This window comes from Staphylococcus sp. LKG3-1, assembly GCF_048568385.1.
Taxonomy (GTDB): Bacteria; Bacillota; Bacilli; order Staphylococcales; family Staphylococcaceae; genus Staphylococcus; species Staphylococcus saprophyticus.
This window is the reverse complement of sequence record NZ_CP183796.1, coordinates 1,337,378-1,350,635: the sequence shown is the minus strand read 5'-3', so window position 1 is coordinate 1,350,635 and position 13,258 is coordinate 1,337,378. Positions and strand designations below refer to the sequence as shown.

Below are 13,258 nucleotides of genomic sequence, written 5' to 3'. Positions count from 1 at the left end.
GTATATCTTTTATTCATATTAAATTAGGCCGAGACATCAAAATGTGTCTCGGCCTAATTCATTGTATGGGTTGTAAATGTAGGGCATCGTTTTATCGAATTAACTTATTGTCTTAGGCACCTTTTTGAATGTGATTTTAAAGGTCGTTCCAGCATTTTTTTCACTATCTACCGTTATTGTGCCATGGTGCAGTTCAAATATTGCTTTTGCTATCGCTAAACCGAGGCCATTACTATTATCATGATTACTTGACTTGTAGAATCGTTCAAATATACGAGCTTGTGTTTCGGCTGACATGCCTTGGCCGTCATCTGTAATTGTACATGTAATTGTCTCTAAGTTTTGTGAAAGTGTGACGTCAACCATGCCACCCGTTGTTGAGTATTTTATCGCATTGGTAATCAAATTTTGAAAGGCTTGATGTAATAAACGTTCGTTACCATTCATACTAATTGTTTCTAAGTCTGACATTAAAATTAAATCTTTTTCATTGGCAGAAAATTGCTCATGTCTAATTATTTTTTTAATCAACTGATTTAATTGAATATCATCATCAAAGTCTAAATGCGCGCCATTATCTATCTCTGATAACAGTAACAATGCTTTTGTTAATTCACTAAGTTGTGTTGTGACTTCATATATTTCTTCAATATATTGCTCACGTGCATTATCCGTTTTAGCAAACTTTAATAAATCAAGTAGATGATGAATATGAGTTAGCGGTGTTTTAATTTCATGCGATACATTTTGAACAAAATGTTGTCTCATATCGTCTAATTGTTTGAGAGATAGGCGCATTTTATCAAAACGATATTGTAATGTACCAAATTCATCTTTACGTGTTACATGAATGACCTCATCAAAGTTACCATGCATCAATCGTTCTGTAGCACGTTTCAACTGTTGTATCGGTTTGATAATCGCATAAGTAGATGAAATAACCAATATAATTGAGAAAAGTAGTAATAATGTGATTAGAATCGCAAGAAATATTCTAAATTCACTAAATGTTTTGCCAATGTCAGGACGCATAAAAACAGCATATGTATGTCCTTTAGATTGATAAGCTATACCAATGGTATTTTTCGTTGTATTCTCAAAAAAACCAGTGATAATAGGATTATAGGGTAAATTTTTAATACCATGATAATCCTTACCATGTAATACAGATTCAGCTGTTTTTTTGCTAATATTATCTTTTCTGAATTCAGTGCCATAATATGTACGATGGCCATCTTCAGAAATTGTCATCACTTGATAATTCATCTCTCCCAAGTGTTTGAAAAAGGGTGCAGATGCTTCAATCCTTGATTCTTTTTGATATTGAATTGAATCCTTTAATGTGCGCATGATTTTAGCGTCGTTATTTTCTTTTAAGTAGTTATGATAAATAATATTAGTACAGAGAAAACTAGCAACTGCAGAGAATATCATAACAGTGATAGTGTAAATGGCTATTCGTGTATAGAGTGATTTAAACATGATCATCCACCTTATAGCCCAATCCTCTTACAGTATGAATCGTTACAGAAGCATCTATTTTTTCAAGTCGTTTTCTCAAACGCTTAATATGAACATCCACTGTACGTTCATCACCTTCATAATCAAAGCCCCATATTTTTTCAATTAATGCATCACGATTAAAGACTTGCCTTGGATTAGAAGCAAGTAAAAAAAGTAACTGAAATTCTTTATTAGGTAAATTCATTGATTTTGATGAAGATTGAATTTCTAAATAGGATTGGTTTAATGTCAGATTACCGATTGAAACTTCGTTATTTATATTAACATTATAACGTTTAAGTACCGCTTTAATTCTGAACATCAATTCCTTAACTTCAAAAGGTTTTGTAACATAATCGTCTGTACCTGTTAAATAAGCTTGTTCTTTATCACTTAAAGCATCTCGTGCAGTTAACATAATGACCGGAATATCGAAATCTTCTTTAAGTATTTTACATAATTCAAATCCACTCATTTTTCCCATCATCACATCTACAATTGCAATATCAACTTGATGTGTTTCAAGATAAGATAAAGCATTTTCTGCACTAGATTGGACAATTGTTTCGAAATGCTCTCGTTCAATATATTTCGAAACATATTCTAATATTTTTGGGTCATCATCGACAATTAGACAGGTTGTCATACGCAAGGTCTCCTTATTAAGTATTATGATTATTATAAATGTAACACTTCGACGATACAATTTATAATAATGAAATAATTTAGATGCGTTCATATTGAGTTCACATTGATAGCATAAACTCCAAATATAAGTTTTAAAGAAGGAGTTGGAAATAATGAAATTAGCATGGCAAGAAATCAAATATTATAAGTTTCGCTATATTTTAATCATGCTCATCATATTATTGTTAGGTATTATGGTGTTATTTATAAGTGGATTAGCTCAAGGATTAGCAAGAGAAAATATCTCAATGTTAGACAACATGAAATCCGAAAAGTATGTTTTACAAGATAATAAGCAACCACAAATTGAGAAGTCGATTATTAAACCAGAACAACAAAATAAAATTGAAGATATTACAGGTCAAGAACCATTAAAAATGGCACCTCAAACATTAAAGATTGATAAAAATGAAGAAGACGTCTTAATGATCAATACGGTTAAAAACGAAAAGCCTGAATTAAAAGCAGGGCATTATCCTACTAAAGACAATGAAGTGGCAATTAATAATAAACTTACTGCTGATGGCATTAACGTAGGAGATAAAATTAAACTTAAAGATGGTAAAGTATTAAAAGTATCAGGTGTACTCAATGATACGATGTATTCACATAGTTCAGTTGTGATGATGAGTGATAATGGATTTAACACATTAAATAAACAAGCTAGCACTATTTATCCAGTTAAAGATTTATCAAAATCAGAGCAAGGGAAAGTGAATGATATTTCTGGCGTGAAAGTATTTACAGAAAATGACATAACAAGTGAAATTCCAAGTTATCAAGCAGAACAAGCGCCATTAAATATGATGATTGTAAGTTTGTTTGTTATTTCAGCGATTGTACTTAGTGCATTCTTCTATGTTATGACAATTCAAAAAATACCAGAAATTGGAATATTAAAAGCGATTGGTATGAAAACAAAACACTTATTAAGTGCATTAATTATTCAAATATTAATTACGACGATGATAGGCGTGATTATATCAGTTGCTATTATTACGGGATTGTCATTCTTAATGCCAGTATCTATGCCATTCCATGTCACAACATCAAATCTACTGTTAGTTGTAGGTGTATTTATTATTGTTGCTATAATTGGAGCAATATTATCATTTATCAAATTATTTAAAGTAGATCCTATCGAAGCAATTGGAGGTGGAGAATAATGAGTTTACAAGTTAAAGATATTAAAAAATCATTTGGTAATGGCCAATCAGAAACTCCTGTATTAAAAGGTATCAATTTCAATGTGAATGAAGGCGAATTTGTTATTCTTAATGGTGCATCTGGATCTGGTAAAACGACATTATTAACTATTTTAGGTGGTTTACTTTCACAAAGTAGTGGAGATATTTTGTATAATAATCAACCTTTATTTACTAGAGATAGAAAGGCTTCAGAATTAAGGTTAAATGAGATTGGCTTTATCTTTCAATCGTCTCACTTAGTACCATATTTAAAAGTAAAAGCACAATTGGCAACGATTGGTAAAGAGGCAGGAATGACTATGAAAGAAGCTAATCAAAGGGCAGAAACTTTACTAAAACAAATAGGACTAAACCATCGCTTGACTGCCTTTCCTCATATGCTGTCTGGTGGGGAGAAACAACGTGTGGCAATTGTGAGAGCACTAATGAATCATCCTAAAATTATCTTAGCTGATGAACCGACTGCAAGTTTAGATGCGGAACGTGCGACGGAAGTTATTGAAATGATCAAAAATCAAATTAAAAGTAAAAAAATGATTGGCATCATGATCACTCATGATAAACGTTTATTTGAATATGCTGATAAAGTCATTGAATTAAATGATGGCGTTATTCCCAATGCCTAAATGATAGATGTGTTATTTTAGATGCAATGCAATAGGGCGTTAAGATAAAACGGAATGTATACTTAAAGTATTTAATTTATTACATCCGCAAATAGTATAAATAAAAATCTGAGACACTTAGTGATGTCTCAGATTTTTTATTCACTCAATGACGCGTAGCGATACAGTGTTCATATTTAAAATATGTTATAAAGGGATACTTGGAATAAACCAATATGCGATTATGCATATGAAAAACAAAGCTGCAAAATAAACTGTTAATAATAATTTATATTGATACATTAATGCTAAGAAATCACGAATTAATGCAATTTCAAAAAAATGATAAGGTGTATGACTTCCAACTCCAGTTAATTTTAAATTGAATTTTTGTCCAAAGCGTAAAGCACGCATAATATGAAATTGACTTGTGACACAGACAATTTTAGGGACACATTCGAAGTGGCTCTCAATGAGTGATTTAGAGAATTGGATATTCTCTGACGTACTTGTGGATTGATCTTCTAACATAATACGATTTGATTCAACACCATGATGTATTAAATAGCGCTTCATGGCTAGCGCTTCGGAGATGGGTTCATCGGGACCTTGTCCGCCGCTCACAATAAACTTAGCATTTGGTTGTTGTATATATAAAGTTAAAGCACGATCCAAACGGCTAGCTAACATAGGCGTTACATTTTCTGTAAATATACCAGCACCTAGGACAAGTATGACATTGAAGTCAGGTTTAATATTCAGATTTAAAAAGTTCGACGAACACATCATGTAGCAAATAAAAGTGAAAAGCGCGCTAAAAGATATAGCTGAAATCCATAGAAAGATAACGTTAATACCAATAGGAATCAAACTAATGTAAAAGCATGCAAGCGTGAAAACAACGAGCTTAAAAGCCACATAATAGAGACGTTTTAAGAAAAGGGCACTCATGCGATTTTGCATTAAATGCTTATGTTTGATGTGTAATAATAGAGCGCCTAAGGACATGACAACAAGAATATCTATAGGTAGCGTATGCTCACCAATATGTATAATAATGACAACATAACCTAATATTACCTGGGAAATATATATTGAAAGATGTGCCGAATATTTGAAGTTAAAAAACATACACAAATATGTAAATAATATCATAATACATAAAGCCAAAGTTAACATACCCATGCCTCACTTCCGATTTTTATAGTATATTAAATGTAGTGTAATCTTTCGAAATAAGCAAATTTAATTATTAATACTAAGGTAACCAAGTAAAAATATGAATTAATATAAGTATAAGTTGCGAGTTTTAACTTTTATACATAATAAAATATTGATATCATTAACATAATATAAAAAAAACAAAAATTAAATGATTTTTAATGGAACATTGAGGTGGCAGGTATGGTAAAAAATTTAGGTAATCATATTGAGTTTATGGGAGAGTTCATTGATGATGTGAATACATTGATGGCGAAGTTACTGAAAGCATTGAGAGAAGAATATAAAATTTCAAAAGAACAAGCTAACGTGATTTTGATGTTAGAAAATGAAAAAGCAATGACTTTGACAGCAATTACAGAGAAACAAGGGGTTAATAAAGCAGCAGTAAGTCGAAGAATAAAAAAATTGATACAAGCTGAAGTTGTAGAATGGGATAAAGCCGAAGCACATACAGATCAGCGTTTAAAATATATTAAGTTAACGGAAAAAGGTAAGCAATTTAATCGAGAAAGTAAATCTATCATCAACGATATCGTAAGTGACATGTTGCATGATTTGTCAGATGAAGAAATCGAACAGGCGAGATATGTGCTCGAGATTATTGATCGTCGACTAAAGAATTTTAATTTAAAAAACCACGCATAAATTTAGTTGACGTAACATACGATGAGTAAAAAGCAATCTTAAATATTGATTATTGACGTTATTGTGTCAATGCTACTTTAATCGTGTTATTGGACTAACGATGTATATCATTTTTAGCATGCGTTACATATAATAAGGTAAGTAGAATAAAATAGGCAATTTATGTTTGCATATTGGATTAATTAAAGTAGCAACAGCAAGCTTACATATGGTTTCATTTTAATGTGTGTTAAAATAATGTGATGATGTATGAATTTAGAGATAAAGAGGTGATAAAATGCGAAAATGTCCTAAATGTGGGGGGAATATGAGAGATAAACAAAGTAAGTGTGGCCATTGTGGTTATGAAGTCACTGACAATCACTCAGAACAACTCACGCGTTCATTAAAAGATAATAAAAAAAGCGCAAATATAAAAGCACGTAAAATTATCCCCTGGGGAATTGCATTCTTTATCATTATCTTACTTATTATTATTTTCTTCTTATTAAAAAACTTCAATTCGCCTGAAGCACAATCAGAGTTGCTTATAAATGCAGTCGATAATAATGATACACAAAAGCTTTCTACAATCCTAAGTACACAAAACAATAGTGTGGATGAGACAGAAGCAACCGCTTATATTAAATATATAAAAAATGAGGTTGGGATGGACAACTTTGTAAAAGATGTGAATCAAAAAATCAAGAAGTTAAATGAGAGCGAGACCAAAGAAGCGGATTTTGTCACTGCTAAAAATGGAGAAAATGTATTGAGAGTTAGTAAAAATGGAAGACGTTATTTAATTTTTGATAACATGAGTTTTACGGCTCCTACTAAAGAAGCTATCGTCAAACCTAAATATGATGCGACATATAAATTTAAATCTGATGATAAACAAAAAACAGTCACTGCTGAAAAAAATAAAACGACAGCAATAGGTAAATTTATTCCAGGTGATTACTTACTAGAAACTAAAAAAGAAACGGCTAATGGCCAATTTGATGGTCAATTAAAGTTTAATTTTAATAATAGTAATAATGAAACGATAGATGTCGGCGAAGATTTTAACGAGGCATATATTCAAGTTGAATTAAGTGGCGCATCAGAAATAGATAAAGACACTGTAAAAGTAAAAATCAACGATAAAACTTACGATTATGCTAAAGCAAAAGAGATTGGTCCATATCCAAAAACAAATGATATTACTGTTTCTGCTGAAGGCGAAGCTAAGAAGAAAACATTTAAGTCAGCTGAAACGACAGTGAAAACAGATAATCTAAAAGATAAAACAAAAGTAACATTAAATTTTGATGATGATGAAATACAATCCTATGTAGATAAAAAAGAAAAAGAAGAGAATAGCTTTAGAAATAAGGTGACTAATTTTTTCGGTAATTTCACTACAGCGATGAATAGTGCACATAGTCAAAGTGATTTTTCTTTAGTATCATCTTATTTGAAGAAAAACACAGATAACTATAAGTCGACTAAAAGTGATGTGAATTCAAACCGTTTATTCTTTATACAACAACCACAAATAACAGAAATCATTAAACAAGGTAATACATTTTATGTAACTGGACAAGCTTTGAAAGAGAATGGTCAATATGGAGAAGTTGACTATCAATTACAAGGTGATGGAGATGCAGATAATTTAAAAGTAGTTAAATATTCAGAGTAATTAATAAAGGTATTTAATTGGTCTATATTATTGTAAGACCATATAATATTAAATAATTGGAATGAGGAAGAACGAGGTGCTTTTAACCTCGTTCTTTTTGTATAGAGAAATGAATATACAAGCAAGTATTTAAAAGTGGTAAGGTTAAAGCTATAATGGTGTTAATATGTATAAAATGATAAGAATAGAATTATTTTTAGGAGAACTTAAATGACTAATAAACAAACGCAGCACAAACAATCATTACTGTTTGTCATTATTTTAGGGGCTTTAACAGCAATCGGCGCTTTATCTATTGATATGTTCTTGCCTGGCTTACCTCAAATACAATCAGATTTTAGTACAACAACTTCAAATTCACAATTAACATTATCTCTATTTATGATTGGTCTCGCTTTAGGTAATTTATTTGTTGGTCCAATCTCTGATGCGATAGGTAGAAAAACGCCACTTGTTGTAGCCATGTCATTATTTACATTGGCAAGTATAGGTATTATTTTCGTCGATAATATTTGGCTCATGATTGCTCTAAGATTTGTTCAAGGTTTCTGTGGCGGTGCAGGTGCAGTTATATCACGCGCGATATCTAGTGATTTATATAGTGGAAAGCAATTAACAAAATTCTTAGCTTTACTTATGCTAGTAAATGGTGTAGCGCCGGTCATAGCACCTGCTCTAGGTGGCGTTATATTATCGTTCGCTACTTGGCGTATGGTCTTTGTTATTTTAACGTTGTTCGGTGTTTCAATGGTCATTGGCTCACTATTTAAAGTACCAGAATCTTTGGAATTAGAAGAACGAGACAGTCCACATCTTGGTAGTATATTTAAAAATTTCAAGCAATTATTAATTACGCCCAGATTTGTATTACCAATGTTGATTCAAGGTGTAACATTTATTATGTTGTTTAGTTACATATCTGCTTCGCCATTTATTACGCAAAGTATTTATCAAATGTCGGCGCAACAATTTAGTATTATGTTTGCAGTCATAGGTATCAGTTTGATTATTTCTAGCCAATTGACTGGTAAAATGGTTGATTATATAGATCGACTAACTTTGTTAAGAATTTTAACCATAATACAAATTATTGGTGTAGCAGTCGTATCGATGACGCTAGTCATGCATTTATCAATGTGGTTGTTATTTATTGGTTTTGTTATTCTCGTAGCACCAGTTACTGGTGTGGCGACATTAGGCTTTTCAATTGCAATGGATGAACGCACTGGTGGTAACGGCAGTGCATCTAGTTTATTAGGATTAGTTCAATCCTTATTAGGTGGACTTGTTTCGCCTTTAGTCGGCATGATGGGTGAAGACAGTTATATACCATATATTACCATTATTATGATAGCTGGTATTTTGCTCATTATTTTGCAATGTATCAATTATTTTGTGTTTAAGTATATACCATCTAAAAATAGTATTGAATAATTAAAGCGGTCGAGACACGTATCATGTCTCGACCGCTTTAATTATTTTAAAATGTTATGCTTATGCGCAATAACTCATATGATATTAGCGTCTAAGTTTTATAGCGTTTGCTAGTAAAATTTGTGCCAGTTCATTAGGTGTTTCGATACACTCTTCACGTATCCAAAAGTATATAATACCAATTTGTCCGCCAATAGCATATGTGACAAATTGTTTTTTCTTCAATATTGTCGTGTAATCGACAAGCATATTCGTATACGTCTCTTTAGTGATTTTTACATAATCCGTAAACAAATCTCGATTAGGGTGTGAGACAAATATGGCATGGAAAAATCCATAGTGACGTTTAATATAAGTTAATATGACTTTGAAAAATTGATAGAGTTTAAAATGATTAATTTCATTTTTATCGAAACTGAAGTATAGTGCATTTAATAATTTTTTATATTTTTGAAGATGATATGTTTGAATCGTAGATAAAAGATCATACTTATCTACAAAGTAATCGTAGAAGGTCGTTCGATTAATGCCACTATAAGCACAGATCATTTTAATAGTAATGTCTTCAAAAGGATGTTCTTCTAGCAAAGTAATCATATTTCGAATAATTTTTTCTTTAGCTTTCTGTTTCATTTTATCTCCTTCAAAAATTGCATACAATAACTTACCCGACACATTTTATAGAAGTGTCGGTGTTTTTTTAAATGTTATGTATCTATAATATATAAAGTGAATTTTAAAAGCAAATAGGAGGAAAGAGTAATGAAAAAAATGGTATTAATCAACATCGTTACCATTGTAGTTCTTGTGATTATAGGAGTAGTCGGTTTCCATTTTTATAATCAAGCTACAGGATTTGTAAGTACTGATAATGCGAAAGTAGATGGAGAACAAATTAAAATATCTGCACCAGCATCAGGTGAAATCAAATCATTCGATGTAAAAAACAATGAAAAATTAAATAAAGGTGATAAAGTTGCAGAAATTGCAGCTAAAGGTGAAGATGGCCAATCACAAAACATGGACGTTAAAATGCCACAAGATGGTACAATCGTAAAAACAGATGGTATGGAAGGTTCAATGGCGCAAGCAGGGACTCCAATTGCTTATGCTTATAATTTAGATGATTCTTACATTACTGCAAATGTTGATGAAAAAGATATTGCAGATGTTGAAGAAGGCAAAGATGTAAATGTAAAACTTGACGGCGAAGACGCTGAACTTAAAGGTAAAGTAGAAGAAGTTGGTAAAGCTACAGCTTCAAGTTTCTCAATGATGCCTTCATCAAACACTGATGGTAATTATACAAAAGTATCTCAAGTTGTACCTGTGAAAATTTCACTCGATTCAAAACCATCTAAAAATGTTGTTCCAGGAATGAACGCTGAAGTTAAAATTCATAAAAATTAAGGGGGTCTTTAAATGACAATGACCTTCATTATAATTTACGTAGTCATAGCGCTCATTTTAGTTGGGTTACTTAATGTTTTTCTAACTAAAAGAAAACATAATAAAGTAAATCAACAAGTGGAACAAACAAAGCATGAAAGTCATGTTTCTAATGAAAATTATCAATCTAAATTTAAAGTGAACGATACGGAAGATTCTCAGGAATCATCCAAGGAGTCAAAAGCAACGAACGAAGATGATCGTGAAAATAATGATGAGAATGATGAATTAAACACATTTTCTACTGATATCAATGATACAGAAGTAGAACAACAAGATGATTCAGATCATGAAGCGATCAATCCTAATTCAGAAGAAGCTAAAGTAAATGAAAAATTAAAAGAAAAGCATAGTACATTTATGTTTGGTAAAGGTACGACCCAAGGTAAAGTATTAATTGCGATGATCTTTGGTATGTTTATAGCTATATTAAACCAAACTTTACTTAATGTAGCGTTACCGAAGATAAACACAGATTTCAATATTTCAGCTAATACGGGTCAATGGCTAATGACAGGATTTATGCTAGTAAATGGTATCTTAATTCCAGTCAGCGCCTACTTATTTAATAAATATTCGTATCGTAAGCTATTCTTAGTTGCGATGACATTATTTACGATTGGTTCTTTAGTCTGTGGACTGTCTGAATCATTTACAATCATGATGGTAGGTCGTGTATTACAAGCTATTGGTGCCGGTATATTAATGCCGTTAGGTACAAATGTATTTATGACAATTTTCCCACCTGAAAGACGTGGGGCAGCGATGGGTACGCTTGGTATCGCTATGATTTTAGCACCAGCGATTGGTCCAACATTATCTGGTTATATTGTTGAAAATTATCATTGGAATGTTATGTTCTATGGTATGTTCATCATTGGTTTGGTATCTTTAGCCATTGCTTATATTTGGTTTAGAGTATATCAAGTAACAACAAATCCAAAAGCCGATGTACCAGGAATTATCTTTAGTACGATTGGTTTCGGTGCGTTACTTTACGGATTCAGTGAAGCAGGTAACAATAGTTGGAGTTCACCTATCGTAGTCATTTCCTTAATATTAGGTGTTATCTTTATTATTGCATTTGTCATCAGAGAACTTACAATGCGTGTGCCTATGTTAAGTATGGAAGTATTAAAATACTCAGGATTTACGTTAACAACAGTCATCAATATGATCGTTACAATGAGTTTATTTGGTGGTATGATTCTTTTACCACTTTACTTGCAAAACTTAAGAGGCTTTACCCCAATTCAATCAGGTCTGTTATTACTACCTGGTGCCTTGATTATGGGTGTTATGGGTCCAATTGCTGGTAAATTATTAGACACAATTGGTATCAAACCATTGGCATTAGTAGGTACTGCAATCATGACTTATGCTACTTGGGAATTAACGAAATTAAATATGAATACGACTTATGGTCATTTAATGCTTATTTATATTATTCGTTCTTTTGGTATGAGTTTTATTATGATGCCAATTATGACAGCTGGTATGAATGCATTACCACAGAGATTAATTGCACATGGTAATGCCTTATCAAATACATTAAGACAACTTGCAGGTTCAATTGGTACGGCGTTATTAGTGACAGTGATGTCTACACAAACAACGCAATATGCTGCAGGTTACGCACAAGATTTAGATAAAACGAACCCATTTATTAAAGATCGTTTACAAGAAATGGCGCAAGCGTTAGGCGGCGAACAAATGGCAACTTCACAAGTGCTAGAATTTGTTCAAAAACTAGCTTCTATCAATGGTGTCAATAGTGCATTCTTAATTGCAACAGCGCTAAGTGCACTTGCATTTATTTTAAGTTTATTCTTAAAAGGTAAAGATCACTATATGTCTAAAGAAAATTAAATCATATTTTTTGATTAACATAAAAGCCGCCTCCAACTTAAATGTTGGAAGCGGCTTTTTCTTTTACAGTATGTTTTTAAATAGATGACGATAAGCTTATTTACGCACTATACGATTTCTGAAAAACATGCTAATTAATACGAGCGCGATACTACATCCTAACAATGTAAAAGCATTATGAATTGCATCAGCTTCAGTTAAGATTTGGGTAGGTTTAACTGAAATATAATATTGATTCATTGAGTCTGAAATTCTAGAAGCAATATTTTTAATTAGATAAGAAAAACCAAATGTAATGACTAACATAATCGCGATGACAAACATATTTACTACTTTTAATACGGTTCTGTTAAATAGTAAAGTAAAGAAAGTTAAGACTAAACTTAAAATACAGGCGATAAAGAACACGTAAAATACTAGGATTAATCGATCGATACTCGTTTGTAAATTATCGATTGAGGCGACATTAATATTTAAGTTAGAAATATCATTTATAGTAGTTTGGAAATTAGTGAGTTTATGAAAATTGATTGTCTCTTGCGCGAAGACTAAATTAAAAATAGGTTCCTTAAACATGCTATAACCCGTTATGGCCATTAAAATAAGGACAATAATCTGGATAAGCATACTTACCCAAGACTTTTTCTTTTTTTCAAAACGCATCCCACGTTGCATGGGTTCACTTGTTAGGGTATGTTCAAAATCTTTAAATTGATGGTTCTGTTCTGCCATAGGATACTCCTTTCATTACTGTAGAATGCTACATCTAAATATTTTATGACTTTTGTTTCTATTTTGTTATAATATGCAATAACTGTGATAACTAGTTATTGATAGATTCGATTATTAGGGAACTCAAATTATATTATAACTGTATTTTTATGTCATTGTATTAATTTTACCATACTATGAATTTTGATTAGTAAGTAAAATGAAATATTCTAAATACTTGGAGAATAAACTTAGATTGG

The 13,258-nt window shown here is 31.6% G+C and carries 12 protein-coding genes; 7 read left to right on the top strand and 5 right to left on the bottom strand.

Annotated elements, in window-relative coordinates:
* Positions 1 to 99 precede the first annotated feature (99 nt).
* Both ACM595_RS06810 and ACM595_RS06805 read right to left on the bottom strand, forming a co-directional pair.
* A complete protein-coding gene (locus ACM595_RS06810; RefSeq protein WP_069838166.1) occupies positions 100 to 1,482 on the bottom strand; it encodes a HAMP domain-containing sensor histidine kinase in 1,383 nt (460 codons plus the stop codon).
* Positions 1,475 to 2,149 carry a response regulator transcription factor gene (locus ACM595_RS06805; protein WP_002482492.1) on the bottom strand — a complete coding sequence of 225 codons (675 nt, stop codon included), beginning with the start codon at positions 2,147 to 2,149 and terminating at the stop codon, positions 1,475 to 1,477. Before ACM595_RS06805 ends, ACM595_RS06810 begins: the two co-directional genes overlap by 8 nt.
* A gap of 154 nt (positions 2,150 to 2,303) precedes the next feature.
* Between ACM595_RS06805 and ACM595_RS06800 the strand changes: the two genes are divergently transcribed.
* Entirely contained in the window at positions 2,304 to 3,356 is a 1,053-nt protein-coding gene (locus ACM595_RS06800) for an ABC transporter permease (RefSeq protein WP_041079185.1), read from the top strand.
* Complete coding sequence (locus ACM595_RS06795) at positions 3,356 to 4,024, top strand: ABC transporter ATP-binding protein (protein ID WP_069838165.1); 669 nt, start codon at positions 3,356 to 3,358, stop codon at positions 4,022 to 4,024. The genes ACM595_RS06800 and ACM595_RS06795 overlap by 1 nt, the downstream gene beginning before the upstream one ends.
* A 186-nt stretch (positions 4,025 to 4,210) precedes the next feature.
* On the opposite strand, the gene ACM595_RS06790 is transcribed toward ACM595_RS06795, so the two are convergent.
* A complete protein-coding gene (locus ACM595_RS06790; RefSeq protein ID WP_081324743.1) occupies positions 4,211 to 5,188 on the bottom strand; it encodes a YdcF family protein in 978 nt (325 codons plus the stop codon).
* 219 nt (positions 5,189 to 5,407) lie between these two features.
* Between ACM595_RS06790 and ACM595_RS06785 the strand changes: the two genes are divergently transcribed.
* The 3 genes from ACM595_RS06785 to ACM595_RS06775 all read left to right on the top strand — a co-directional run bounded on the left by ACM595_RS06785 (position 5,408) and on the right by ACM595_RS06775 (position 8,969).
* The gene (locus ACM595_RS06785) at positions 5,408 to 5,872 is read left to right on the top strand and encodes a MarR family winged helix-turn-helix transcriptional regulator (RefSeq protein WP_041079181.1); all 465 of its coding nucleotides are present in this window, start codon (positions 5,408 to 5,410) and stop codon (positions 5,870 to 5,872) included.
* A gap of 277 nt (positions 5,873 to 6,149) precedes the next feature.
* Positions 6,150 to 7,535: a TcaA NTF2-like domain-containing protein gene (locus tag ACM595_RS06780; protein ID WP_419744483.1), complete on the top strand. Its 1,386-nt coding sequence runs from the start codon at positions 6,150 to 6,152 to the stop codon at positions 7,533 to 7,535.
* Positions 7,536 to 7,745: 210 nt separating this feature from the next.
* Positions 7,746 to 8,969 carry a multidrug effflux MFS transporter gene (locus ACM595_RS06775; RefSeq protein ID WP_041079179.1) on the top strand — a complete coding sequence of 408 codons (1,224 nt, stop codon included), beginning with the start codon at positions 7,746 to 7,748 and terminating at the stop codon, positions 8,967 to 8,969.
* 84 nt (positions 8,970 to 9,053) lie between these two features.
* On the opposite strand, the gene ACM595_RS06770 is transcribed toward ACM595_RS06775, so the two are convergent.
* On the bottom strand, positions 9,054 to 9,602 hold the full coding sequence (locus tag ACM595_RS06770) for a TetR/AcrR family transcriptional regulator (RefSeq protein WP_037537839.1): 549 nt from the start codon (positions 9,600 to 9,602) through the stop codon (positions 9,054 to 9,056).
* 129 nt (positions 9,603 to 9,731) lie between these two features.
* On the opposite strand from ACM595_RS06770, the gene ACM595_RS06765 reads away from it, so the two are divergent.
* Entirely contained in the window at positions 9,732 to 10,379 is a 648-nt protein-coding gene (locus tag ACM595_RS06765; RefSeq protein WP_011302500.1) for an HlyD family secretion protein, read from the top strand.
* A gap of 12 nt (positions 10,380 to 10,391) precedes the next feature.
* Positions 10,392 to 12,287 carry a DHA2 family efflux MFS transporter permease subunit gene (locus ACM595_RS06760; protein ID WP_069838162.1) on the top strand — a complete coding sequence of 632 codons (1,896 nt, stop codon included), beginning with the start codon at positions 10,392 to 10,394 and terminating at the stop codon, positions 12,285 to 12,287.
* A gap of 96 nt (positions 12,288 to 12,383) precedes the next feature.
* Here the strand turns inward: ACM595_RS06760 and ACM595_RS06755 are convergent, their stop codons facing one another.
* Positions 12,384 to 13,019, bottom strand: a complete 636-nt coding sequence (locus ACM595_RS06755; RefSeq protein WP_002482503.1) for a hypothetical protein — start codon at positions 13,017 to 13,019, stop codon at positions 12,384 to 12,386.
* Positions 13,020 to 13,258: the final 239 nt, after the last annotated feature.